At 36.6% G+C, this 26,150-nt stretch carries 27 protein-coding genes; 24 read left to right on the forward strand and 3 right to left on the reverse strand.

Annotated features, from left to right (window positions below):
• Nucleotides 1-9: 9 nt before the first annotated feature.
• The 10 genes from ctaD to AHA02nite_RS02770 all read left to right on the forward strand — a co-directional run bounded on the left by ctaD (nt 10) and on the right by AHA02nite_RS02770 (nt 10,407).
• On the forward strand, nt 10-1,866 hold the full coding sequence (gene ctaD, locus AHA02nite_RS02725; RefSeq protein WP_146814157.1) for a cytochrome c oxidase subunit I: 1,857 nt from the start codon (nt 10-12) through the stop codon (nt 1,864-1,866).
• A complete protein-coding gene (locus AHA02nite_RS02730; RefSeq protein WP_146814159.1) occupies nt 1,859-2,479 on the forward strand; it encodes a cytochrome (ubi)quinol oxidase subunit III in 621 nt (206 codons plus the stop codon). Before ctaD ends, AHA02nite_RS02730 begins: the two co-directional genes overlap by 8 nt.
• A gap of 3 nt (nt 2,480-2,482) precedes the next feature.
• Nucleotides 2,483-2,812: a cytochrome c oxidase subunit IVB gene (ctaF, locus tag AHA02nite_RS02735; RefSeq protein WP_146814161.1), complete on the forward strand. Its 330-nt coding sequence runs from the start codon at nt 2,483-2,485 to the stop codon at nt 2,810-2,812.
• 301 nt (nt 2,813-3,113) lie between these two features.
• A complete protein-coding gene (locus AHA02nite_RS02740) occupies nt 3,114-4,133 on the forward strand; it encodes an ABC transporter ATP-binding protein (protein WP_146814163.1) in 1,020 nt (339 codons plus the stop codon).
• Nucleotides 4,108-5,076, forward strand: coding sequence for an ABC transporter ATP-binding protein (locus AHA02nite_RS02745; RefSeq protein ID WP_146814165.1), 969 nt, complete (start codon nt 4,108-4,110; stop codon nt 5,074-5,076). The genes AHA02nite_RS02740 and AHA02nite_RS02745 overlap by 26 nt, the downstream gene beginning before the upstream one ends.
• A gap of 52 nt (nt 5,077-5,128) precedes the next feature.
• Nucleotides 5,129-6,814: an ABC transporter substrate-binding protein gene (locus tag AHA02nite_RS02750; protein ID WP_146814167.1), complete on the forward strand. Its 1,686-nt coding sequence runs from the start codon at nt 5,129-5,131 to the stop codon at nt 6,812-6,814.
• A 113-nt stretch (nt 6,815-6,927) separates the two neighbouring features.
• Entirely contained in the window at nt 6,928-7,929 is a 1,002-nt protein-coding gene (locus tag AHA02nite_RS02755; protein WP_146814169.1) for an ABC transporter permease, read from the forward strand.
• A gap of 11 nt (nt 7,930-7,940) precedes the next feature.
• A complete protein-coding gene (locus AHA02nite_RS02760; RefSeq protein WP_146814171.1) occupies nt 7,941-8,867 on the forward strand; it encodes an ABC transporter permease in 927 nt (308 codons plus the stop codon).
• A gap of 155 nt (nt 8,868-9,022) precedes the next feature.
• Nucleotides 9,023-9,946: a cytochrome c oxidase assembly factor CtaG gene (gene ctaG, locus AHA02nite_RS02765; RefSeq protein WP_146814172.1), complete on the forward strand. Its 924-nt coding sequence runs from the start codon at nt 9,023-9,025 to the stop codon at nt 9,944-9,946.
• Nucleotides 9,947-9,951: 5 nt separating this feature from the next.
• Nucleotides 9,952-10,407 (forward strand): DUF420 domain-containing protein, encoded by a 456-nt coding sequence (locus AHA02nite_RS02770; RefSeq protein WP_146814174.1) that lies wholly within the window; start codon nt 9,952-9,954, stop codon nt 10,405-10,407.
• Between the two features lie 89 nt (nt 10,408-10,496).
• On the opposite strand, the gene ytvI is transcribed toward AHA02nite_RS02770, so the two are convergent.
• Together ytvI and AHA02nite_RS02780 are read right to left on the reverse strand one after the other, a co-directional pair.
• Nucleotides 10,497-11,555 carry a sporulation integral membrane protein YtvI gene (gene ytvI / locus AHA02nite_RS02775; RefSeq protein ID WP_146814176.1) on the reverse strand — a complete coding sequence of 353 codons (1,059 nt, stop codon included), beginning with the start codon at nt 11,553-11,555 and terminating at the stop codon, nt 10,497-10,499.
• A gap of 204 nt (nt 11,556-11,759) precedes the next feature.
• A complete protein-coding gene (locus tag AHA02nite_RS02780) occupies nt 11,760-12,122 on the reverse strand; it encodes a YugN family protein (RefSeq protein ID WP_146814178.1) in 363 nt (120 codons plus the stop codon).
• 211 nt (nt 12,123-12,333) lie between these two features.
• Between AHA02nite_RS02780 and ylbD the strand changes: the two genes are divergently transcribed.
• The 3 genes from ylbD to AHA02nite_RS02795 are packed head-to-tail and all read left to right on the forward strand — an operon-like array spanning nt 12,334 to nt 13,530.
• Nucleotides 12,334-12,714, forward strand: a complete 381-nt coding sequence (ylbD, locus tag AHA02nite_RS02785) for a spore coat protein YlbD (RefSeq protein ID WP_170235954.1) — start codon at nt 12,334-12,336, stop codon at nt 12,712-12,714.
• A 58-nt stretch (nt 12,715-12,772) separates the two neighbouring features.
• Nucleotides 12,773-13,219, forward strand: coding sequence for a YlbF family regulator (locus AHA02nite_RS02790; protein ID WP_146814181.1), 447 nt, complete (start codon nt 12,773-12,775; stop codon nt 13,217-13,219).
• 20 nt (nt 13,220-13,239) lie between these two features.
• A complete protein-coding gene (locus AHA02nite_RS02795) occupies nt 13,240-13,530 on the forward strand; it encodes a YlbG family protein (protein ID WP_146814183.1) in 291 nt (96 codons plus the stop codon).
• Nucleotides 13,531-13,567: 37 nt separating this feature from the next.
• On the opposite strand, the gene AHA02nite_RS02800 is transcribed toward AHA02nite_RS02795, so the two are convergent.
• Nucleotides 13,568-13,957 carry a DUF7147 family protein gene (locus AHA02nite_RS02800; RefSeq protein ID WP_146814185.1) on the reverse strand — a complete coding sequence of 130 codons (390 nt, stop codon included), beginning with the start codon at nt 13,955-13,957 and terminating at the stop codon, nt 13,568-13,570.
• A gap of 151 nt (nt 13,958-14,108) precedes the next feature.
• Between AHA02nite_RS02800 and AHA02nite_RS02805 the strand changes: the two genes are divergently transcribed.
• The 11 genes from AHA02nite_RS02805 (at nt 14,109) to AHA02nite_RS02850 (ending at nt 26,140) form a co-directional block, all read left to right on the forward strand.
• A complete protein-coding gene (locus tag AHA02nite_RS02805) occupies nt 14,109-15,497 on the forward strand; it encodes a hypothetical protein (RefSeq protein ID WP_146814187.1) in 1,389 nt (462 codons plus the stop codon).
• Between the two features lie 282 nt (nt 15,498-15,779).
• Complete coding sequence (rsmD, locus tag AHA02nite_RS02810; protein WP_146814189.1) at nt 15,780-16,349, forward strand: 16S rRNA (guanine(966)-N(2))-methyltransferase RsmD; 570 nt, start codon at nt 15,780-15,782, stop codon at nt 16,347-16,349.
• On the forward strand, nt 16,346-16,837 hold the full coding sequence (gene coaD, locus AHA02nite_RS02815; RefSeq protein ID WP_146814191.1) for a pantetheine-phosphate adenylyltransferase: 492 nt from the start codon (nt 16,346-16,348) through the stop codon (nt 16,835-16,837). Before rsmD ends, coaD begins: the two co-directional genes overlap by 4 nt.
• Before the next feature lie 127 nt (nt 16,838-16,964).
• Complete coding sequence (locus AHA02nite_RS02820) at nt 16,965-20,174, forward strand: BTAD domain-containing putative transcriptional regulator (protein WP_146814193.1); 3,210 nt, start codon at nt 16,965-16,967, stop codon at nt 20,172-20,174.
• A gap of 118 nt (nt 20,175-20,292) precedes the next feature.
• Complete coding sequence (locus AHA02nite_RS02825) at nt 20,293-21,498, forward strand: substrate-binding domain-containing protein (protein ID WP_146814195.1); 1,206 nt, start codon at nt 20,293-20,295, stop codon at nt 21,496-21,498.
• 78 nt (nt 21,499-21,576) lie between these two features.
• Nucleotides 21,577-22,347, forward strand: coding sequence for an ABC transporter ATP-binding protein (locus AHA02nite_RS02830; RefSeq protein ID WP_146814197.1), 771 nt, complete (start codon nt 21,577-21,579; stop codon nt 22,345-22,347).
• Nucleotides 22,328-23,038, forward strand: coding sequence for an ABC transporter ATP-binding protein (locus tag AHA02nite_RS02835; protein ID WP_146814199.1), 711 nt, complete (start codon nt 22,328-22,330; stop codon nt 23,036-23,038). Before AHA02nite_RS02830 ends, AHA02nite_RS02835 begins: the two co-directional genes overlap by 20 nt.
• A 12-nt stretch (nt 23,039-23,050) precedes the next feature.
• Nucleotides 23,051-23,923 carry a branched-chain amino acid ABC transporter permease gene (locus tag AHA02nite_RS02840; protein ID WP_146814200.1) on the forward strand — a complete coding sequence of 291 codons (873 nt, stop codon included), beginning with the start codon at nt 23,051-23,053 and terminating at the stop codon, nt 23,921-23,923.
• Entirely contained in the window at nt 23,920-24,936 is a 1,017-nt protein-coding gene (locus AHA02nite_RS02845; RefSeq protein ID WP_307724914.1) for a branched-chain amino acid ABC transporter permease, read from the forward strand. Before AHA02nite_RS02840 ends, AHA02nite_RS02845 begins: the two co-directional genes overlap by 4 nt.
• A 13-nt stretch (nt 24,937-24,949) precedes the next feature.
• On the forward strand, nt 24,950-25,117 hold the full coding sequence (locus AHA02nite_RS15045; protein ID WP_170235955.1) for a hypothetical protein: 168 nt from the start codon (nt 24,950-24,952) through the stop codon (nt 25,115-25,117).
• 12 nt (nt 25,118-25,129) lie between these two features.
• On the forward strand, nt 25,130-26,140 hold the full coding sequence (locus AHA02nite_RS02850; RefSeq protein ID WP_146814202.1) for a 3-oxoacyl-ACP synthase: 1,011 nt from the start codon (nt 25,130-25,132) through the stop codon (nt 26,138-26,140).
• Nucleotides 26,141-26,150: the final 10 nt, after the last annotated feature.

Consider the following 26,150-nt stretch of genomic DNA (forward strand, 5'->3'; position numbering starts at 1 on the left):
GTTACAAGCGTGAGCACGACAGCAGAAAACAAAGCTGGCTTTGGGTCCGTCCTTTGGGATTATTTAACAACAGTTGATCACAAAAAAATTGCGATTTTATATTTAATTGGTGGACTGTTCTTCTTTATCCTTGGTGGACTACAAGCGATGTTAATTCGTATCCAGCTAATTGCACCAGATAACGAATTTATCTCAGCGCAATTTTACAACGAAGTGTTAACGATGCATGGAACGACGATGATCTTCCTTGCTGCGATGCCGTTGATTTTTGCGCTCATGAACGCTGTACTGCCACTACAAATTGGAGCGCGTGATGTTGCGTTTCCATTTATTAACTCGTTAGGTTTCTGGTTGTTCTTCTTTGGAGGTATTTTCTTAAATGTCTCATGGTTCGCTGGAGGAGCACCAGATGTAGGTTGGACAGCATATGCACCACTATCATTATTCTCTGAAAGTCATGGTGTAGACTATTATGCAATCGGTCTACAGATTGCAGGCTTTGGTACATTAATGGGTGGTATTAACTTTATCGTAACAGTTGTTAACATGCGTGCGCCTGGTATGACTTACATGCGTATGCCATTGTTTACATGGACTTCATTTATTGCAAGTGTACTTATTTTATTCGCGTTCCCAGCTTTAACAGTTGGTCTGTTCCTATTAACGTTTGACCGTTTATTTGGAGGTAACTTCTTTGACCCTGAAATGGGTGGTAACGTTATTATTTGGGAGCACTTATTCTGGATCTTCGGACACCCAGAAGTATATATCTTAATTTTACCGGCATTCGGTGTATTCAGTGAGATTATCCCAACATTCTCTAAAAAGCGTTTGTTTGGTTATTCATCCATGGTATTTGCGACAATCTTAATCGCATTCCTAGGTTTCATGGTATGGGCTCACCATATGTTCACAGTAGGTCTTGGACCAATTGCGAACTCAATATTCGCAGTAGCCACCATGGCCATTGCCGTACCTACAGGTATTAAGATTTTTAACTGGTTATTTACGATGTGGGGAGGAAACATACGATTAACGTCTCCGATGGTAATCGCACTAGGTTTCGTACCAACATTTACAATTGGTGGTATGACAGGTGTAATGCTTGCTTCAGCAGCAGCTGACTTCCAATACCACGACACATATTTCGTAGTGGCACACTTCCACTATGTAATTGTAGGTGGTACTGTACTTGGTATATTTGCAGGTATTATTTACTGGTGGCCGAAAATGTTCGGTACAATGTTAAATGAGAAGCTTAACCACTGGTTCTTCTGGTTATTCTTTATTGGTTTCCATTTAACGTTCTTCTTCCAGCACTTCTTAGGCTTAATGGGTATGCCACGTCGTTACTGGAAGTTCTTACCGGATCAAGGTTTAGATCTATTTAACTTAATTAGTACAATTGGTGCTTTCGGAATGGCTATTGGTACAATCATCTTCTTAGTCAACGTTGTTATGACCCAAATGAAAGGTGAAAAAGTATCAGGAGACCCATGGGACGCTCGTACATTAGAATGGGCTATTCCATCACCTCCACCATTCTATAACTTTAAACAAGAACCATTAGTACGTGGATTAGATGCATTATGGGTAGAAAAAATGCAAGGTAATGGTAAAATCCAACCTGCAGAGCCTCTAGGTGACATCCACATGCCTAATAGAACATTTGTACCGTTTGTTATCTCATTAGGTCTATTTATTGCTGGTTTTGGTGTTATGTACCAAGGAGCAATGTGGATCTTAGCAGGAATTGGTTTTGCAACTACATTTGGAGCTATGCTATATCGTTCATTGAAAGATGACATCGGTTATCATGTTCATAAAGAAGAATTAGAAGAAGAGGGGGATGGTTCTAATGGCTGAAGACGTTCTTAAATCAGGTAATCTGCCAGAAAATCCTGAAAGAGCCACCCTTGAAGGCCGTAATAAGTTTATGGGCTTTTGGTTTTTCTTAGGCGGAGAAGTTGTACTATTCGCAAGTTTATTTGGTACGTATTTAGCATTAAGAAACTCAACGGTAGATGGACCAACTGGTCAAGAAATCTTTGGTTTAGGGTTAGTTTTCTTAATGACGGTTATCCTATTAACAAGTTCATTAACAAGTGTATACGCTATGTATCATATGAAGAATAATGACTTTAAGAAAATGCAACTATGGCTTGGAATAACAGTCTTATTAGGTTTTGCATTCTTAGGGTTAGAGATCTACGAGTTCGTTCATTACGTCAATGATTATGGCTTTGGCTTTTCAACGTCTGCATTTAGTACGGCCTTCTATACATTAGTTGGTTTCCACGGTGCACACGTTGCCTTTGGTCTACTATGGATCATTTCGTTAATGATTCGTAACCGTAAACGTGGATTAAACTTATACAACGCTCCGAAGTTCTATATTGCTTCATTATATTGGCACTTCATTGACGTTGTATGGGTTTTCATCTTTACAGTTGTATACCTAATGGGAAAGGTGGGCTAAATAATGGCAGATAACACCAATTCCGCGAATCAAACGCAGAAGAAACAGTTTTATAAGAAGAAGCATAGAGAACAAATGAAACATCAAGTCATTACTTTTGCAATGATGATTGCTTTCACAATGCTAGCTTTCGGATTAGTTATGGCAGAAGTCGATGCGATGTTTACGGTTCCAATTATTTTAGTTTTAGCAGCCGTACAGGTCCTTTTCCAGTTGTATTATTTTATGCACATGGCAGAAGAGGGGCATGAATGGCCTGCTGCGATGATCTATTCCGGAGTATTCGCTGCAGTATTAACTATTCTAGCTCTAACGATCATTGTATGGTGGTAAGCAAAAAGCTCAGGCAATTGCCTGAGCTTTTTTTGTAATCTTTCCTATTAATAGGAAAAACTAGTGTATATATAGTAAAAAGAGTGTCAATATTTTTTGACACTCTTTTTTTATTGGCTGTATAAGGCATAAATACCTATTTAGGAGAATATAAAAAAGTGAAATAGGTGTTTTTTCATAAAATTTCCTTGATTATTTTTATAAGATTAAGTATATTAAGTAACATAAACAATTATGAAAATTATAAATTTTAGTTTATTTCAGATTTTTCGACAAGATATGCATTAAAGGGGGAGCAACAATGTCAGATGTCATACTAGAATTAGAAGATTTACATACTCACTTTTTTACTGACTCTGGTGAAGTACCAGCAGTCGATGGAGTAAGCTTTAAAGTACATAAAGGTGAAGTTGTCGGAGTAGTTGGTGAATCTGGGTGTGGTAAAAGTGTTACATCCTTATCAATTATGCAACTCGTACCAAGTCCCCCAGGGAGAATTGTTAGTGGACAAATCAATTTTAAGGATGAGAACTTAGCTCAAGCTAGTGAAAAGAGAATGAGGCAAATTCGTGGAAATGAAATATCTATGATTTTCCAAGAGCCAATGACCTCATTAGACCCATTATTTACAATTGGTAACCAATTGATTGAGGCAATTAGAATGCATCGTAAAATGTCTAAAAAAGAAGCAAAACGTAAGGCAATTGATATGTTAAATCTAGTAGGCATACCAAGATCTTCAGAGGTTGTTGATGAATACCCTCATCAATTGTCTGGTGGCATGCGTCAAAGAGTCATGATTGCAATGGCGATGTCTTGTGACCCTGAAGTGTTAATCGCTGATGAACCGACTACAGCTTTAGATGTAACGATTCAAGCTCAAATATTAGACCTTATGAGGGATTTAAACAAAGAGCATAATACAGGTATTTTACTTATTACACATGATTTAGGTGTCGTCGCTGAAATGTGTGATCGAGTTGTTGTTATGTATGCTGGTCAAGTAGTAGAAGAAGGTACAGTACGTGAAATTTTAAAAGATCCTAAACACCCTTATACTAAAGGTCTTATTCGTTCTTTACCGAAAATACACGAAAAAGAACAGAAACTTTACTCAATACCTGGTACAGTTCCAAAAGTTTCAATGGAACAAGTAGGGTGCCGTTTTGCCCCTCGTTGTGAATACGCATTTGACCGATGTTTTTCAGAAGATCCGGAACTATATGATGCAGGGGTAGAAAGAAGCAGTCGTTGCTTTTTATATGATGACAACGAAGAACAGGAGGCAGGCTCACATGTCGAATCCGATCTTAGAAGTTAACAATTTAAAAAAATACTTTGATGTAAAAGGTGGCGTATTTGGCCGTAAAGTTGGAGAAGTTAAAGCAGTTGATGACGTTACGTTTACAGTTAATGAAGGTGAGATATTAGGTATAGTTGGTGAGTCAGGCTGTGGTAAGTCAACTACTGGTAAAGCATTGTTAAGACTAATTGAACCAACAGATGGTGAAGTCAAATTTGAAGACCAAGATATTACTCAGTTAGATGATGAAGCTATGAGGAAACTAAGAAAAGACATGCAAATCATTTTCCAAGACCCCTATGCTTCTTTGAATCCGAGACATACCGTAGAAAAAATAGTTGGCGAACCGTTATTAGTTCATGGTATGAAGTCAGCTGAGGAACGAAAAAAACGTGTAAAAGAATTACTTGAAGTCGTTGGACTTAGACCATTTCATGCATCTAGATATCCTCACCAATTTAGTGGAGGACAAAGACAAAGAATAGGGATAGCAAGAGCATTAGCAAACAACCCTAAGTTAATTATTTGTGATGAACCTGTTTCAGCATTAGATGTATCCGTACAATCACAAATTTTAAATTTAATGTCAGATTTACGTGATGAATTCAACTTAACCTATATATTTATTGCGCACGATTTAAGTGTTGTGAAACATATTAGTGATCGTGTAGGTGTTATGTATTTAGGGAAATTGGTGGAACTAGCTGATAAGGATGAGCTTTATGAGAATCCTAAACACCCATACACACAAGCATTGTTATCAGCTGTACCAGTAGCTGACCCAGATGTTATTGGTGATCGAGTTATTTTAGAAGGTGATGTACCAAGTCCTTCTAATCCGCCTACCGGTTGCCCTTTCCACACACGTTGCCCTGCTGCAATGGATATTTGTAGCGAGGTAAAACCAGAGTTCAAAGAGGATAGTGATCAACATTACGTTGCATGTCACTTATATGACTAAAGGTGATATGTATCGAATGTTATCTATATAAAATATTTTAGGGGGTAAGTTTATGAAGCTTAAGTACTCATTTTTACTAGCCATGTTAATCGCTTTTGTCATGCTTTTAGCAGCATGTGGCGATGATGGTGACGATGCATCTGAACCAGATACAGGTTCTGATGACGAAACAAGTGAGGAAGATGAGCAGGATGAGGATGATGGCGCTGAAGTTGAAACAGATGGCGACGACATACTTGTTTATGCTCGTGGTGGTGATTCAGAAAGTTTAGACTTTGCTAGTACTACAGATGGTGAGTCATCTCGTGTTACTAAACAAATTTATGAGAGTTTACTAGATTTCGAAGAAGATTCTTTTGAAATAAAACCAGGGTTGGCTCACGACTGGGATGTTAGTGATGATGGTTTAACTTACACTTTCTATTTAGAAGAAGGTGTTACATTCCACGATGGAACTGACTTTAACGCTGAAGCTGTCAAAGTAAACTATGAGCGTTGGTCTGGTGCTGACGATACTTATAGCTTTGAAGATGATGGTTATGCATATTCTATGTATGGAACTATGTTCGGTGGCTTCCATGGTGATGATGGCCACGTTATTAGTGAAGTTAATGTGAATGGTGATTATGAAGTTGAATTTGTATTAAATGAACCTTTAGGTTTCTTCTTACAAAATATGGCTATGAGCTACTTTGCGATCACATCTCCTGCTGCTTTAGAGGAGCATGGTCCTGAAATTAATGAGAACCCAGTTGGAACTGGTCCATTCAAGTTTGTAAGCTGGTCTCGTGATGATCAAATCGTTTTAGAAGCTTTTGAAGATTACCGTGTAGATGGTTTACCTAAGTTGGATGGAGTTATTTTTGAAGTGATTCCTGATAACTCTTCACGTCTAATTGCTTTAAACTCAGGCGAAATTCACATTATGGATGGTTTAAATCCAGATGATGCAGCTGGTGTAGATAGTGATGAAGAAACGACTCTTTACACACGTGCTGCTAACAACTTTGGTTACTTAGGTTTCCAAACAGAAAAAGAGCCGATTGATGATCCACTAGTGCGTCAGGCAATTAACCACGCGATTGACCGTGAACAAATTGCTGAAGCATTATATGCTGGTTATGCTATTCCGGCAGTTAATCCGGTACCACCAGGTTACTTAGGGTTTAATGATGATCTGGATGTTTATGAATTTGATTTAGATCGTTCTGCTGAGTTATTAGAAGAAGCTGGTTATGCCGATGGTTTTGAAATTGACCTATGGACTATGCCTGTTGCGCGTCCATATATGCCAGCTCCTGAAACAGTTTCAGAGATTGTTCAGGCAGACTTAGCACAAATCGGTATTACAGCTAACATTGTTATTGAAGAATGGGCTCCATATTTAGAGCGCACACAGCAAGGTGACCATGAGTTATTTATGTTAGGTTGGTCAGGTACTAACGGTGACCCTGATTACTTCTTAAGTAGTTTACTTCACGGTGATAACGCAGGTGCAAGTAACCGTTCTTTCTATCAAAATGATGAAGTTGATGAATTGCTAGATGCAGCTAAAATGGCTGTAGATCAAGATGAGCGTGCAGAGCTTTATAAAGAAGCTCAAGCAATCATCTATGAAGATTCACCGATGATTCCTTTAGTACACTCTGAACCAGTACTTGCTTCATTAAGCAACGTTCAGAACTATGTACCTCACCCTTCAACGAGTGAGTCATTAGCAGAAGTTGAATTAGATTAATATTTAAAGAGGAGGGTAGTAGAGAAGCCTCTACTACCCTCTATATTTAAAACATAACTATTAATGCTTTACAGGCTATATACTACATAGATTAATAGAACTGGGGTGAAAACATGTTAGCCTATACGATCCGTCGCCTTTTTATGTTAATACCAGTCCTTTTAGGGATGACATTAATTGTATTTTCAATTGTTCACTTAATACCAGGTAACCCAGCACAAGTTATTTTAGGGGAGACGGCAACTGAACAAGCTATTCAAGACCTAGAAGCTACTATGGGGATAAACGAACCGTATTTGATTCAATACGGGCTATATTTAGCAGATTTGTTGCAAGGTGACTTAGGTACATCATTAAGAACTAAGGGTGAGATCAGTTCTGAAATTTTACCAAGAGTTGCCGCAACTTTTGAGTTAACTATTTTTGCTATGATTTTCGCAATTATTGTTGGAATTAATGCAGGGATTATAAGTGCATGGAAACAAAATACTTGGATCGACATTACTGCTATGGTTGTTGCTCTAATTGGTGTTTCGATGCCTGTATTCTGGCTAGCATTAATGGAACAGTGGATCTTTGCACAAGAGCTTGGGTGGCTACCATCATCAGGTAGACAATCAAGTACAAATCCAATTGAACCGATCACACATTTCTATGTGCTCGATTCATTATTGCACTTGGATTTTGATCGAGCGTTAACGGTGTTAAGTCACTTAGTTTTACCAGCTGTTGCACTTGGAACAATTCCTATGGCGATCATAGCTCGTATGACACGTTCGAGTATGCTTGAAGTTATGAAGTCTGATTACATTCGTACAGTTCGTGCAAAAGGTTCAGGTCAATTTTTAGTTATTTATAAACACGCTTTAAGAAATGCAACAATTCCTGTATTAACCGTAATCGGTTTACAAACGGGGGTTTTATTGGGTGGAGCGATATTAACTGAAACCATCTTTAGTTGGCCTGGGATTGGCCGTTACGTGTATGAAGGAATCAATTACCGAGATTATCCCGTCATTCAATCTGGGATTCTTGTCATTGCTTTCATATTCGTTATGATCAACTTAATTGTTGATTTACTCTATGCATATATTGACCCAAGGATTAAATATTAGGGGGATTAGCTATGGAAACTAAAGATCAAAAACAACAAATAGACCAATATAATAAAAACCCCAACAGTATCTATTTCGAATCGGAAGAGGTTGAGGGAATATCACCTTGGAAAGATGCTTTTCGACAACTTAGAAAAAGCCCCTTAGCCATTACAGGATTTTCTATTATTTTATTTTTTATTTTGTTGGGTGCATTTGCACCAATTATATCACCTTTTGATTTTGATGAGACGAATCCTGTCAACCGTTTACAAGGATCATCTGCTGAACATTGGCTAGGAACTGATCATTTAGGTAGAGATATATTAACGAGAATTGCATATGGTGCAAGGATATCGTTAATGGTTGGTTTCTTCGCTGTAACAGGTGCATTAATCTTTGGTACGATTCTTGGGATTGTTGCAGGTTATTATGGTCGTTGGGTTGATATGTTAATTTCAAGAATCTTTGACATTTTGTTAGCATTTCCGAGCATACTACTAGCAATTGCAGTCGTTGCAATTCTAGGTGCTTCTTTACAAAATGCTTTAATTGCAATTGCAATTATTAACATACCAATATTCGGGCGAATTGTACGTTCGAAAGTAATTAGTTTGAGAGAAGAAGAGTATATAATGGCAGCAAGGGCACAAGGTATGAAACGTGGTCGAATATTAGTTCACCACATACTTCCTAACAGCTTAGCGCCAATTATTGTTCAGGCGACATTAGGTTTCGGTACAGCTATTTTAGAGGCTGCGGCATTAGGGTTTTTAGGTTTAGGAGCCCAACCACCAACGCCAGAGTGGGGGAAAATGCTTGCTGACTCACGTGCTTTCATTCAGTTAGCACCTTGGACTTTAATTTATCCGGGTGTATCAATAATGTTAGTCGTTTTAGGATTTAACTTAATCGGTGATGGCTTGCGAGATGCACTTGATCCGAAAATGAAAAATTAAACATATCGTAAAACCGTGGTGTTTGAAAAATCAAACGCTACGGTTTTTTATTTTCAACAATTTTATTAACGTTCTTTTAAATAGTCGAGCTTTTGTACAAAATCATGTATACTAGTGTTTGAAATTAACGTTGTAACCATCAGAGGTGAAAGACTATGTGGGATAAAATTCAAATATTTGGTTTCAGGGCTTTATGGAATCCTGAGATCATTATCATTACTTTACTTTTAATTTTATTATATTACTTATTTACTGGACCGTTAAAACATAAGGCGGGTCTTAGTGAAGGGCCTACTAAAGGTCAAAAAATATCGATGTATTCAGCAATAATACTCTTTTACATTACGAAAGGCTCGCCTGTCTATTTATTATCACATATTATTTTAATGGCACATATGGCACAAATGGCTGTCTTTTACTTACTAGTACCTATACTTGTCATTAGAGGTATTCCGTTAGAGTGGTGGAAGAAAGTCTTTACGACTCCTATTGTCGGTCACTTCTTTAAGTTGTTTACAAGACCGATTTTAGCATTAGTGTCATTTAATGTTATGTTCTCACTGTATCACGTTCCATTTGTTCTTGACTTTACTAAAACAAGTAACTTGATTCATTGGCCTGTAACGCTGTTGTTATTTATTCTTGCATTTTGTATGTGGTGGCCGATCTTTACACCAATTAAAGAGCAAATGGTTGTTAAGCCACTATTTAAAATTTTGTATATTTACGGTGCAGGAATGTTATTAACACCAGCTTGTGCTTTAATCATTTTCGCTGACACACCTTTATATGCGACGTATTCTGAACCCGATGCATTTATGACAGCATTAGCATTATGTGTACCACCAGGTATATTAGATGGTATGAATTTTGGTGGTCCGCAAGTATTTATGAATATACCACTCGTATATGATCAGCAGGCAGCAGGGATTATTATGAAGGTAGCTCAAGAGTTTATCTATGGTGCAATTATTGCACGGATCTTCTATGGCTGGTTCAGAAGTGAAAGAAAACGTGGAATTGACCCATTGCCACAGGATTTGCAAACAGCTACACCTAGTGTAGTAGAGAGAGGATGAGAGAGATGCCGTTTCTACCAACAATCAGTACGATTTTTATTATAATTAGTGCTATTTTAGTAGCTATTGGTTGGTACTTAGTTTCAAAGGGGAAGTATGCTGCGCATAAAAAGGTTATGGTTGCAGCTGCCATATCAGCTTTAACATTTTTTATTCTTTATGTATCACGTACGATTTTTATTGGTAATACAAGTTTTGGTGGTCCAGAAGAAATGCAAGTTTACTACACAATCTTTATGGTGTTCCATATTATTTTAGCCACTACAGGTGGTGCATTCGGGTTAGTTACGTTATATTTAGCGTTTAAACGAAAGATTGAAAAACACCGTAAACTAGGGCCATATACTAGTGTTATTTGGTTCTTTACTGCCATTACAGGTGTAATCGTTTATTTACTTCTGTATGTTATTTATGAAGGTGGCCATAGCACGAGTGTCTTTAGAGCAATATTTGGTGGATAAGTTATAAATGCCTAGCGTAAAATTATACGCTAGGCGTTTTTTTATAAAAAACCCCTAATTAGTTCAATAACTAATTAGGGGAAGTGTAGTTAAAACTTAACACGCCATTTTATAATGCCAGCTTCGCGTGCTGAATTAAATATAATGACAACTATTGGTCCTAAGAAAAAGCCTAGTATACCGATTAATTGAAGACCTATATACATGGCAATGAGTGTTGGTAATGGTTTTAGGCCGATATGGTGCCCCATCACCTTTGGTTCGATTGTACGACGAATTGTTAATAGTACAATGGCTAATACACCAAGTTGTATTCCCATTAACATATCACCAACTAAGAACATGTAAATTGACCATGGAGCTAACACGATAATAGAACCAATGATCGGTATTAAGTCAACTGCCCAAATAATAATGGACATAACTAATGCAATTTCTGGAGTGATAAATAGTAACGATATTAAAGTGACTGTAAAGATGATTAAACTGACTAAAAACTGGGCTTTTAAAAATCCGAGTAATACGTAAGCTAATCGAGCATTCATGAATTTGAACTTTTCTTGTGTTTGATCTGTCATCATGCTATACATTTTGTTTCTTAAATTAGGAAGATCAAGCATGAACAGAAAGAGGGCGATCATATAAACGATGAAACTGATGAGGAACTCTGGTATTTTCAATATGAATTGAGCAATATTATCAATTTGGATGTAATCCATAATCTGTGTTTCTAATGATACCAAGTTCTCAGCAGCTGTTTCTTCAACTTCACGAACAAAGTGGGCAGGCCAATCTTCGGTGAAAGCATTTATATCATCTTGAAGTTCAATTAATATAGTTTCAACGTTTTTAATATATTCAGGTGCGTTTTCAGTAATTTTAACAACTTGGCCAATTGCCTTCGTTGTAGTATATGTACCAATCGTTGCGATTATAGATAGGAAAATTAAGAAAACAATTGTAACAGCAATTGTTCTGTTCATCCTAAATCGTCGCATGAACCAGCGAATGACTGGGTTAAGAAACAGAGCAGTGAAAAACGCTAAAATTAGTGGAATGGATATAGGTAGTATAAAATACCCAACCACAATTAGAATGATAATAGTGAAAATAATGGTCCACTGTTTTTTAGATATATTTTTTAGCAATGCAATTTAAGTCCCCTTTCATATACATACTATAACTATAGCACGGTCTTGTAGGTTTGAATAGTACAGGGTCTAAAGATTATGACAATTCAAACTACACTGCTACTATTGTATTAGAAAAAAACTCAGAAAATGTAATTGTTTTTAAAAGGTGACCCTAGTAGTCCATACTAAGGTCACCTTCCGTTTTGTTAGCTATTATTCTTAATCTTGGAATTCTTTTAAGTCTTCCTCGACTTTCGAAAGTACACGGTCAACACGTTCATGCACATTGTTAGGAAATTCTTCTTCACCGTATTCAACACCGTGTGGATAGTAGTGTTTACCTAGTAGCGGTGGCATAAGCTTAATTAACGCTGATCCCTTTTCAACACTACCTTCTACAGCTAATCCGCGTAATCTTAAGTAATAAGTAATGTTTTTCTCTGGAGAATTAATTTTTAAATCATATGTGACGCGTTCATAATCCCATTGTTCAGCTAAAACAAAACCATTTTGCTCAAGTGCATGAGTTAAAGGTTGTTGTTTAACTTGTGCGCCGTCGATTGAGAACTTAGTTATTTCCATCTCGTTCACCTCTTCTAAAATCTTCTTATCAAACTCATCATATTATGAAATCGCTAATTTATCAATTATTTCTGTGCAAATATATAAGATGTGTAACAAATTATTCAAAATTAATATGAAAACAAATTAATATAGTTGATTTCGAATGAACTCATTAATACGTTTAAGCGTATTTTATTATAGGGCAAATCTTCTTAAAGGAGTGAATTGTATGAGTCATATTCGTCTGCCGAAAGAATTAGAGGACTTTAAACAGTTTGTGCAAAATCGTCCAGAATTAGTCCAACGTGTAAGAAATAAAGAATATACGTGGCAACAACTATATAATATATGGACTGATGAAGGTCACCATTCAAGTTTTTGGGACCAATTTGAACAAAGTTTAGAAGAAGATAAAAGCACATCAGCATTTCCGGTTAAATCAGATCAAATTCAAGGGATCGTAAAGAAGTTAGCTGACCTTGATGTTGATCAAGTTGATAAAAATTTAAGGCAACTATCTAAAGCGCTTGATCAGATTCAACACTTGAGCCACCAATTTCAACAACAAAAAAGACGTCCCCCACATAGAGGTAATCGGTTTCCATTTTAATTCTAACAATGGTAATAAGTATTAGATTTTGTTATGATACAAGTATGGAGGTGTGTTCATGCTAGCTAACACAGAAGTATTAGAAGTATTAGAACAAGCAGAAAAGCTGGGTAAAATGATTAAAGAGTCAGAAGACTATGAAATATATACAAACCATAAAGATCAACTATACAATGACCCTGAAGCGAACCGTCTTATGACGGACTTTCAACAGATGAAAGCTGATTATGAAGATGTTCAACGCTTCGGTCGTTATCATCCAGATTACAGCAAAATTATGAAAGAAATAAGGCAATTAAAAAGAGAATTAGATATGCATGAAACAGTTGCTAGTTATAAACAGACAGAAACTCAACTGCAAATGTTATTAGATGAAGTATCTGAAATTGTCGCTAAATCGATTAGCCCTAACATAAAAGCTCCAAAAGATGGTGTAGCACTCAAAGATACAGGAGATGGCTGTGGTTGCGGTAGTGGTGGCCAGTGTGGTTGCCAAGCGTCCTAGTAAAGAATGGAGGAGTATCGATGTTCACAAAACGCCAAGGAATCGTAGTTTGGTTTAAGCACATTAAACAGTTGAGAAAACTTCGTCGTTTCGGACACGTGATTTACGCATCTAAACGTCAAAAGTATGCCGTAATTTATGTTAATCAGGAAGAAGTATCTAATATTGTCGAGCAGGTTGAACGTCTTCATTTCGTTAAAAATGTTGACTTATCATATAAACCGTATGTTGATACTGCTTATCAAGGGGCGGTTGAGAAGACACATGATTTAGATGCAGAGCTGGAAGGCTATTATCAAAGTGGAATATAGAAAAGAGTGAGGAGCATGGTCCTCACTCTTTTTTTGTTTAAATAGGTGGCAACAGGTGGTTTAATCTTAATACAGCAATAAGCTGCTGATAAAACAGTTGTTCATCATAATATGTTGTTGATGGTTGTACTTCAAGTTCAATAATATTGACATCAATTCGCTCGCTAACTGACTTAAAAGCATCATATCTTACGTTACTGTGACCTTCTTTTGGTTTCGGTATCCCTTCTAAACAAATGTAAACAGGTTGAAAATGACCAATAGAAGTAGGATTTAATATAGCAGCAATTGATGTAACATCTTGTCCTTGCTTATGTGTATGAAAAGCCAGTAAATGTTTAACCCGACTTGGCATTGAATCAATTAGTGTAATTAATTCATAAACATCTCCGTATCCTTCACCTAATTTAATAAAATGTTGTGTCATACGGACCCTCCTTTGTATACTTCATCAATACTTTAGCACGGAAATGATTTTTTGTTAATTAAACATAGTAACTTGATGTCGATTTTGGTAAAATGATAACGGAAATAATTGAAAAAATTATTACAATTGTAATGAAGAAGGAGAGCCTTAAATGAGAGCTCTTACAGGCATTTTAATATTTTTATTAGTTACGAGTATATTGTTAGGTTTTTATCAATGGCAAGATCATCTAAATATGTCGGCGCAATCCGATGAGGAAAAGATCGAAGAACAAATAACTATTGAGGAACAAAGTGATTACTTAATAATTGAACATAAAATCAATGGGTTGAATGAAGGCAATTTTGAAGCAGAACTCCCACAATTTATTACGAATTTATCTTGTGTAAATAGTGAAGGTTGTGAAATAGAAGAGGGTGAGACCTTAGTTGTCGAAAACTTAAATGATCTAACGGTTACATATGAAGCGCCAATTAAATCATTGATATCAGAAGTTAAATATAATCAAGACTGGTTAATTAATTTACAGCCGGTTCAAATTGCCGACTTAACAAAAGAAAGAACAGTATCTCTTTCAGCTAACAAAGAAGGCAAATGGCTTAGTTCCAGTAAACCAGTGATATCAAGTAAGCGAGAATCGATTCATTATTATGAATGGCGTCTATATGATGAGCAAAACTTACCTCTATATAAGTTTTATGAGGACATGCAGTTAGTCGAAGAAATAGCAGGTACAGGTATATATTCTACTGAAGTAGAAGAGCTTCCTGATCAAGAAAATGACTTCTTGAAATATGAAGAACTGTTTCATAATCGGTTAGTCGTTATTAGTGAGCGACTTGAATCAGTAACTTTAAGTGAAATAGTTATAGTCAATGACGTTGACCGTGTTAATTCTGAGGTATTAAAAAGTCATTTAAAATCAATTACGAAAAACTACAGTGATGATTATGATTGGGTTGTAAATGAGTTAGCTAATTATTTCTTAATCGGTGAAGGTGGGCAAGTGGTAGAAGAGTTTTCTCAGCAAATAACAGAAGAGCAGCAAGACGAATTGCTCAATATACTTGTACAACAGACGAAGCAAGTTGATGAAACTTTACCGAACTATATTGATCAACTGCTGAGTGACATTTTAGGATATGAGGTTGATTTCATTAAACAAAATCATGAATCTAACACGTTACTACCACTATCTGGTATTGACTTGAGAACGGTTTATTTTGATGAACAAGAAGTAGACTTATCAGTTAGGTTAAACAATGAGGGTATATATGTAAGTGTTGAAGACATTATTGAACTGGCAGAACTTAATGGTTTTAATGTTAATGGAAGAAGCGAGTGGTTTATACAATATGAAAATGATCGTTATCGTTTTTATGTGAATCGAGATGTGTATACAATTAATGATCAACGCTACTCTGTTCAGCCTGATACATGGTTTCAGTATGGAAGTGACTTATATGTCGACTATTCTTTAATAGAGGGTTTATTTGATTTTACGTTTTCATTTTCTGATGAAGAGATCCGAATTAAATAAAAAAATGGCTCTTTTCCAATACTATTGAAAAAGAGCCAAAGTCTCTTTGCATATGCAAAGAGTACAAAAAGGGAGAGGAGAAACCGGAAGAAGGTCTTATGGGGAATGATAAGACTTCTCCGAATAGAACGGATTTCCTCAAATACCGTTCCTAATAGACAGTTTTACCAGGTTCATTATTTTTATACATTTGTCTTTATATTTTTTAGTTGCTAAATAGTTCATTATTTATTGATGATTTATGGAAATAGTATGAAGTAGAAACGTGAAGTTGGTGATGAGATGAGAGTTATATCTGGTCGTTTTAAAGGGCATCCGTTAAAAGCGGTTCCTAACATGAAAACAAGACCAACAACAGATAAAGTTAAAGAATCATTATTCCATCAAATTGGCCCTTATTTCGATGGAGGAACTGCTTTAGATTTATTCGCAGGTAGTGGTAATTTAGGTATTGAAGCAATAAGTAGAGGTATGAGTTCAGTCGTATTTGTAGACCACCAGAATCCTGCTATTCAAACGGTTAAAGATAATGTAAAGAAACTCAAGATAAACGATCAATGTGAGATTTTTCGAAATGATGCAATTCGAGCAATTAAGGCCGCCGGTAAGCATGGTAAGAAGTTTGATTATATATTTTTAGATCCACCTTATCGCAAAGTGCCATTTGATAAAATCTTTAATCAACTACTTAAAGCTGACGTGTTAGTTGAGGAAGCGATGGTTATTTGTGAGCATGACCCTAAAGATGAGCTTCCTATAGACTTAAAACAATTTGAAGTCGTCAAACAAGATACATACAGTAGTACGATTGCTGTTACAATTTTTTCTTACAATTTAGGAGGAAGATCATGAATAAAGTAGCCATTTGCCCAGGAAGTTTCGATCCAATTACAAACGGTCATTTAGATATTATTACACGTGGCTCTCAAGTGTTTGACCACGTGATCGTAGCTGTGTTTAATAATCAATCAAAGTCACCGCTTTTCACTGTTGATGAAAGGTTAGCGTTAATCAATGAAGCTACCAAAGGGTTAACCAATGTGTCAGTGGATGTCAGTCATGGTTTATTAGTGGATTATGCGAAAGAGAAAAATGCTGCTGCGATCTTAAGAGGATTAAGAGCAGTTAGTGACTTTGAATACGAAATGCAAATTACATCTATGAACCGTCATTTAAACGAAGACATTGAAACGCTATTTATGATGACAAACAATAAGTATTCGTTCTTAAGCTCTAGTATGGTTAAGGAAGCGGCTCGTTATCATTCAGACGTATCTGATCTTGTACCGAAACCAGTTGAAGATGCATTGAAGCAGAAGTACTTACAAAAGAATAAATAAGACGTTGCCCAGTTAGCTTTAATAACTGGGCATTTTTTAACTTAAGACTTAAATATTCGTAATCACATTGTCATATGTTAGAATGAAAATACAGAAATTTTAGAAAAAAGGAAGTAGGTTGATTCAAGTGGACATAGTCCCGACTTTAGCCTCTCAATTTACACCTTTAAAAGATCGAGATGAATTTATTACTCGACTTAATTTACAAAGAAAATTAAATCAAGTAACCAATTACCCTGTTACCTTTATCCATGCTGGAGCAGGTTACGGTAAGAGTGTTGGTTTAAGTCAGTATGTTCATTCTACAAAAGACAATGTAAGTTGGTATACTGTCTCAGAATATGATCAAGATTTAGTCTTTTTTATGGCAAAGCTAATTCATGCTGTGAAAGGGTCTTATTCGACTTTCGGTGAAGAGTTAGTTAACAAACTTGGTCACTCTGAACGGTCAATAAAAGATCGAGATATTTGGAGCTTAGTAACTGAATTTGTTGATGAACTTGAACAGATAGACGAGCTAACTATTGTTATTGATCACATTCAAGTTGTGTTTCAAACACCAAAAGTCGTTAAATGGGTTGAGTTATTATTAGAGAACATTCCAAGCCATATCCATATTATTTTATCCTCTCGTTACAAACCTAGTTGGGGATGCTTATCCCAATTAAAAGTAAGGGGAGAATTGCTAGAAATAACGCCGAGTGACTTAAAACTTACTGAAGAAGAAATAGATCATTTGTTTTGTGACTTATATAATTTCCAAATAAATGAAGAAGAGATCCAAAGAATCTATCGATTAACAGAAGGTTGGCCTGCAGCATGTTCAATCTTTATTCAGCAATTAGAACAAGGTGATCATATAATAAATGGTTTTCAAGAAAATGAATTATATAGATCTAGTTTAGATGACTATATGTTGCATGAAGTATTAAATAAGCAACCGAAGCTTACACAGACATTTTTAATTCAGACGAGTATATTAGATGAACTGTCAGGGGCCTCATGTGATAATTTACTAAAAGTTGGCGGATCTGATGAAATTTTAAACACGTTATTGAAACAAAATTTAATGATTTCAAAAATTGGAACAGAACAATACCAATACCACCCTCTATTTAAAACTTTTTTAGTTAGAAGACTACAATCAATCTCCCACCAAGAATATAATCAGCTCCAATATGAAGCAGCGCATTATTATTACAAAAAAGGTGATGTCGAATTAGCAATTGGACATTATTTAGAAGTTCAAGAGTATGAAGAAGTCTCAGAACTGCTGGAGACATATGGTATCAAGATGTTGAATGATGGTCAGCTTGAAACGTTAAATAATTACTTAAAGAAGTTACCTGAATATGAAATAGAAAGAACAACTATTTTGCTATACTTTAAAGCTGAAATTGCTCGTTACCGTTCTAGGTATGATGAAGCGGAACTGATTTATCAGCAGGTAATTGATCAATCAAGAGAGCGTGATCATCTATATTTATTAAGTTTAGCATATGAAGGAAAGGCTAAAATTTACTTAGATACTATTCGTCCGATTCAAGCGAAGCGAATATTGGAACGAGCAATTGAGTATCGAGAACAACTTGCTGTGGATGAAAAGGAATTAGCTCGACTTTACTACATGTTAGGTGAAAATCTATTAAACTTAGGTTCTGCAAACAAGGCTGAGACTTGGTTAGAAAAAGCCAAGGATGCTAATTTGCCTGTTGATCAAGTTAATTTAAAGGCTAGAATCTACTTAAGAACAGGTCGGTTAAAGCAAGCTAAACAATACTTAATAGAACAAAAAGAGAGATTTAGCTCTGAAAACATGAGCCAATTGCCGAAATCCCATCGTGAAACAGACATTTTATTATCGATTATTTGTTGTATGTTAGGGGAGTCAGAAGAAGGTAAAAAGTATGCTGAGTATGGATTGCAGCAGGGCATCGAAAATAACTCACCATTCGTTGAAGCATGTGGTTGGATGCGACTCGGTCATGCTTCTCATTTATTAGAGCGTTATGATAGCGAAACGATTCAAACTTGTTACAAACAAGCCTTAAATATTATGCAAAACCTAAACGTATCGCGTGGAATGGCCGAGCCTTACATGGGACTTTGCTTAATGTATGGCAATGAAGGTAAGTATGAACAAGCATTAGAAGCAGGACAAAACGGTTTAAAAGAAACGGAAAAAGTGCATGATCAATGGTTGTCTGCTCTTATCCTTCTATGCTTAGGGTTGGCTGCTGCTTATGGTAATCGTCCAGAACAAGCGAAACAGTTTTTTAATGAAGCAAGGTCTCATTTTGAGAGTTGTGAAGACCAACATGGACTGATGGTTATTAATTTCTGGGAAGCCTACTTAGCTTTTCAAGAGAATGATACTAAGTTGTTTAAAACATGTTTTTCCAAGTTTTTAACGATCATGCAAACTGGCGATTATGAATTCTTCTTAAAATCTAGGACTTTAACAGGCCCTCAAGATTTACAAGTGATCGCTCCAATGTTTCATTACTGCTTGAAAGAAAACATCCATCGTTCATATGTCATTCGACTAATTGATGAGTTAGATTTAGGACAGTTAGAGCACCACCCCGGATATACGCTACAAATCAAAACATTAGGTTCATTTGAAGTAAAAATAGGTCGTCAATTAGTACAAGACTGGCAACGAGATAAGGCGAAAGAACTGCTTGAGTTGTTTGTAACAAAGCGTCATAAAGTGTTAGCTAAAGAGGAGATTTTTGAAAGTTTGTGGCCAGGTGAAACAGAAGAAAGCGCGAATAAAAAATTTAAAGTAACATTAAATAGTTTGTTAAAAGTGTTGGAACCTAAACGCCGCGTAAGACAAGAGTCTTATTTTATCGAGCGGAATGGAAGCACATACCGGATTAACCCAGAATCAACATATGAACTAGATCTAGATGACTTTGAGCGGTATGTTGAAGCGGGACTGGATGAACAAGTTCCAAGTAAATCAAGGCATCTATTAGTAAAAGGTTTAACATTATATGAAGGAGATTACTTAGCTCATCGAAGAACTGCTGATTGGGTTGTTAGTGAGCGAGAACGAATACAAGTACAATACTTGCAGGCTGCAGAAAAACTAGCACAAATTGCAACACGTTTAGAAGAATATGAGCTTTGTTTGAAATGGTGCTTTAAAATTTTACAAATCGATCAGACATGGGAAGAGGCATATCGGTTAATTATGTATAGTTATTATCGTCAAGATAATAGACCTCAGGCTATTAAATGGTTTAACAAGTGTCAGTCTGTATTAATAGAAGAATTGGATATTGAACCGACTCAAGCAACAATTGATATGCATGAGTTGATAAAGTGATTAATCAAGGCTGTCCGAGTGGGCAGCTTTATTCGTGTGTAACTCATTTGTAACTCTGTCATTTTAAACTGAATCCAAGCTGACAAGGCTTGAAATTTTAAAAATAGGGGGAATGAACATGTCTTTGAAAAGGTTTAGCGGACTATTAATTGTGGCCTTATTTGCGGTTATTTTATTGTCTGCTTGTGGAGATGAAGCGGGATCAGATGAAGAAGGTCCAATTAAGATAGGTGTTTTAGCTTCATTATCAGGTCCACTAGAAGCGTACGGTGTTCAAACGCAGCAAGGTTTTGAGTTAGGTATTGAGTACGCAACTGATGGAACTATGGAGTTTGATGGAAGAGAGATTGAAGTAGTATTTGCTGATACTGAGACACAATCCGATGTAGCAAGGCAACGTGCTTTAGAATTACTAGATGATGAAGGTGTTGACTTTTTAGTTGGTTCTTCTGATTCAGGTGATACGTTATCAGTAATTGGTTTAGCTGAAGAGTATGAGACGATTATGGTCGTTGAACCAGCAGTAGCGGACAGCATTACAGGTAGTGAATTTAATCCTTATATTTTTAGAACAGGTCGTAACTCATCACAAGATGCAGTAGCGGGTGCAGCAGCAATTGCTGAAGAAGGCGTTACTATTGCAACGTTCGCTCCTGACTATGCATTTGGTTGGGATGGAGTAGAAGCTTTTACTAATGCCGCTGAAGAATTAGGGGCTGAAGTTGTGCTAGAAGAATTCGTTGACCCTGATGCAACGGATTTTACACCTAACATTCAACGTGTAATTGAACATGACCCTGATTATATGTTTGTTATTTGGGCAGGTGCTAACAGTCCGTGGAATCAAATTGCTGATATGAATTTACAAGATAGAGGTATTCAAATTTCTACAGGTGCACCTGATATTGCTGCATTATCGACAATGGGTGAATTAGTAGGAATGGAAGGATTCACAGTTTATTATCATGACCTACCAGATAATGAGGTGAATGACTGGTTAGTTGATGAAATGGTAGAGCGTCACGACACGGTTCCTGATTTATTCACACCAGGTGGTATGAGTGCCGCATTAGCAATTATGGAAGCACTAGAACAATCAGATGGTTCAACTGATGCTAATGAATTAATTGACATTATGGAAGGTATGAGTTTTGAATCGCCGAAAGGTACGATGACCTTCAGACCTGAGGATCATCAAGCTTTACAAACGTTATATGCCATCACTTTAGAAGAGCGTGAAGGCTATGACTATCCTGTGCCTACATTGATTCGAGAACTTTCTCCTGATGAAACGGAACCTCCAATTTTAAATGAAAGAGAATAACCTTTTTAGAAGGGTGGACTTCAGTAGCATTACTGAAGTTCATTCTTATACATAAATTGGTGAAGGCGGTGAGGTATTGTGGAGACGATTATTAAAACAGAAGATTTGTCTATAGCATTTGGCGGTCACTGGGCTGTTAGTGACGTATCGATCGACATAAAACGAAATATATTTACATCTGTCATTGGTCCTAATGGCGCTGGTAAAACGACTTTTTTCAATTTACTAAGTGGGCAACTGTCTCCTACTAAGGGGCGGGTGTTTTATAAAGGAGAAGATATAACGAAACACTCAGTCATTCAACGAACACGTAATGGGATTGGACGATCATTTCAAATTACTAACGTATTTCCAAACATTACGGTATTAGAAAATGTAAGGTTAGCCATTCAATCTAGAGAACAAGTTCGGTTTGATTTGTTTAGACATTTTAAGAGTTATCGTCAGTTTGAAGAAGAGGCTATGAATCTATTAGAAACAGTTTTATTAGCAGAAAAAGCAGAAATTCCAGCAGCGAGTTTATCACACGGTGAGAAGCGCAAGTTAGAAATAGCGATGTTACTTGCTTTAAATACTGAAGTTTTACTGTTGGATGAGCCGACTGCTGGCATGTCGTTAGAAGAAGTTCCAGCAATATTAAATGTAATTAAAAATATTAAAGAACAAGAAGATCGAACGGTTGTACTAATAGAGCACAAGATGGATATGGTTTTAGATTTATCTGATCGAATGATGGTGCTTTTTAACGGAGAGTTATTAGCGGAAGGGACACCAGAAGAAATTATGGCCAATGAAACCGTTCAAGCTGCTTATATTGGAGGTGACCCTAATGACTCAACCACTACTTAGAGTGGAGAAAGCAAACACCTATATTGAACAGTTTCACATTTTACAAAATATCAATTTTGAAGTGCAAAAAGGCGAGCTCACGCTATTGTTAGGGCGAAATGGTGCAGGTAAAACGACGACTTTAAGAACAATTATGGGGCTTAACCCAGCAACATCCGGTCACGTATTTATAAAGGGTGAAGATATAACGAGTACGCCAACCTATAAAATTGCCAAGAAAGGAATTGGCTATGTACCTGAAGATCAAGGAATTTTCTACGAATTAACAGTAGGAGAAAATATGCGCGTTGCTATGATGCATGAGGATGACGCTACAAAAGAGCGGCTTGAGTGGTCACTAGAATTGTTCCCGGATTTGAAAAAGTTTTGGAAGAAGCCTGGTGGTCAATTAAGTGGTGGACAAAAGCAAATGTTATCTATAGCACGAGCGTTTGTTAATGAGACTGATTTGCTATTAATTGATGAACCGAGTAAAGGGTTAGCACCTGTTGTGGTTGAGAAAGTAATTGAAGCGGTTGAAAAAATAAAGGATCACACAACCGTTGTTTTAGTGGAACAAAACTTTTATATGGCTAACCGTTTGGGCGATCGTTTTTATATTCTTGATGATGGTTTATCAGTACATGATGGATATATGAAAGAGTTAAATGAAAATGAGGAGTTAAAGCGAAAATACTTAGGTATTGGCTAAGGGGGGAAAGCAATGGAACTGTTTATTAACCTTGCCATAAATGGAATCGCCATGGGGATGTTGATTTTTTTAATTGCATCAGGCTTAACCTTGATATTCGGACTTATGAGCGTTCTTAACTTTGCTCATGGTGGATTGTTTGCTTGGGGAGCTTATAGTGGTGTTTTCTTTTATGTATTACTAGATAACTTTTGGTTAGGTTTGTTAGGTGCAATCGTTACAGGTCTGTTATTAGGGTGGTTGACGGAACTGCTCATTGTTCGACCCGTCTACGGAAACCACATACGTCAAATATTAATAACGTTAGGCTTTATGTTAGTGCTAACAGAGATGTTAAAGGTCGTTTTCGGTCCAAATATTATTAATGCACCAACACCAGAAATGTTTCAAGGTAGCTGGATGATCGGTGATATTACGATTATTAAATACCGAGCGTTTATTATTGCAGTTGGGTTGATTTTATTTATTGTTATGTACAGTGTGCTGAAGTATTCGAAAATCGGTTTAATTGTTCGAGCTGGTGTTATGAACAAAGATATGATTCAAGCTCTTGGCGTTAATATTAAACTAGTATTCGTTCTCGTATTCATGGTAGGTTCTGCGTTAGCTGCACTAGGTGGAGCTTTATTTGCACCAAGCTCAGGTGCCATATATGCAGAAATGGGGTTAGAGTTCGGAATCTTTGCATTTATTGTTGTTATTATCGGTGGAATGGGCAGTATTCCAGGCTCATTACTAGCCGCATTGTTAGTAGGGTTAGCAAACACGTTTACAGCATACTATATGCCGATTTTATCAATGGTCGTCACGATGATTATTATGTTGATCGTCTTAATATTCCGCCCACAAGGATTATTTAACATAAGCGGGGTGTCAAATAAATGATGAAACGTCTACAGACTTCAACCTGGGTTTATTTGTTGATTGCTTTTGTATTAATGTTGCTGCCGTTCGTTAAAGATGATCGTTGGTTTCTATTTTTAATGATTCAAATATTTGTCTTTGCTATCTTCGCTATGAGTTATGACTTGTTGCTTGGGTATACTGGAATCGTCTCATTTGGTCATGCGATGTTTTTCGGTATTGGAGCTTATAGTGTTGCGGTTACGATGAGCAGGCTTGATTCAACGTTTAGTAGTTTTTTATTAGGTGTTGTCGTTGCAGTTATCATATCGGGTATTGTTGCTTTTTTAGCAGGTGTGTTAACGCTTAAGTTGAAAAGCCATTACTATGCCATGCTTACGTTAGCTTTAGCCGGAATGTTTTTATATATTGCTGAAAGGTGGCGTTCGGTTACAGGGGGGAATGATGGATTCACGTTTCGAATCCCTGAATTACCAGGTGTCCTACAAGATCATCGGAATGTAGTGATTTACTTATTTACACTCCTTTCTATGGTTCTATTATTCTTTGGTATGAAGAGGCTGACAGAATCACCATTAGGTCGAGTGCTTGTAGGTATTCGAGAAAATGATCAGAGAGTTGAATCACTTGGCTTTAGAATTATGCCCTATAAAGTGTTAATTAGTGTCGTTTCAGGTGTAATCGCAGCCTTAGCAGGAGTGTTATACGCTGTTAGTTTACGTTTTGTTAATACCCAAGTGTTTGATATTGAAGTGACATTGGATGCTTTGTTAATGACAATTATTGGTGGGGTCGGTACATTAGTTGGCCCAATCTTAGGGTCGGCGATTATGAATTTATCACATCACTTTCTATCCGATTTAGCTAGTGTTCATTGGATTTTCCAAAGATGGGTTATTCTATTCGGAATTATCTTTATATTAGTCGTTATTTTCTTCCCGAATGGTATTGTTGGTACGATTCAAAAGAAAATGCATGAAAGAAAAATGAAACAACGTGTTAAACAAGTTGAAAAACAATCAGCTAAAAATTAAAGGAGGGCGATCAATGCAAGAGTTATGTATCCATTCTTTTGTCATCCGCTATCAACAAATTCAATTAAGTGAAAGCCCTCACATTAAAGTGAAAGTCGTAAATGTACAAAGTGATACTGAAACTTATTTTGATTCATTGTATGATGCTTATCAATACATGGAGAAAGTGATCGGTGAGTAAAGGAGAATGGTGATGGATTCGATCGTTGGTGTTGTAGCAACAGGAATATATATACCAAAGGAAAGAATGACAGGAGAAGAAATAGCGAATAAATCTCAGTTACCAGTTGATGTTGTGAAAGAGAAAATGGGGATCCAAGAAAAACCGATTCCAGGACTAGAAGATCATACGGCTGAGATGGGGATCAAAGCGGCTAGGCAAGCTTTTGAGAAATGCGATGTGAAACCAGAAGAGATAGATCTAATCATATATATCGGTGAAGAGTATAAAGAGTACCCATTGTGGACTGCGAGTATAAAAATGCAGGAAGAACTGGGGTGTGATCGTGCGTGGGCGTTTGATGTAGCACTAAGGTGTGGTACGACTATTATGGCGTTAAAAGTCGCAAAAGCGTTAATGGTTGCTGATACAAATATTAAAACTGTATTGTTAGCAGGCGGTTATCGAAATGGGGACTTTATTGATTTTGAGAACCCTAGAACACGCTTTATGTATAACTTAAGTGCCGGTGGTGGTGCGATTATTTTAAAAGAAAATTATGAGCGTAACCAACTACATGAAACGTCAATCATCACTGATGGCTCTTTTTCAGAAGATGTTGTCGTCGTTGGGGGAGGAACTAAGCTTCCAATGTCGAAAGAAGTATTAGAATCGAATTACTATCAATTAGATGTATTAGATCCTGATGGAATGAAAAGCCGGTTAGAAGAAAAATCAATGAAAAATTTCTTGAATGTAATTAGAGAAGCATTATCCCGGTCTAGTTTTACTGAAGAAGATATAGATTATTTAGCCATTTTGCACATGAAGCGGTCTGCGCATCAATATATTTTAGATGAATTAGGATTAAATGATGAACAAACGATTTACCTTGAGCATTATGGTCATATCGGGCAAATTGACCAAATACTATCATTACAGTTAGCACAAGAACAAAATAAGCTTAAAGATGGTGATGTGGTCGTCCTTGTGAGCGCTGGTATAGGCTATGCTTGGGGTGCATCAGTCATTAGATGGGGTTAGAAGGAGGATT

The organism is Alkalibacillus haloalkaliphilus, assembly GCF_007991275.1.
In the GTDB taxonomy this organism is placed as follows: Bacteria; Bacillota; Bacilli; order Bacillales; family Alkalibacillaceae; genus Alkalibacillus; species Alkalibacillus haloalkaliphilus.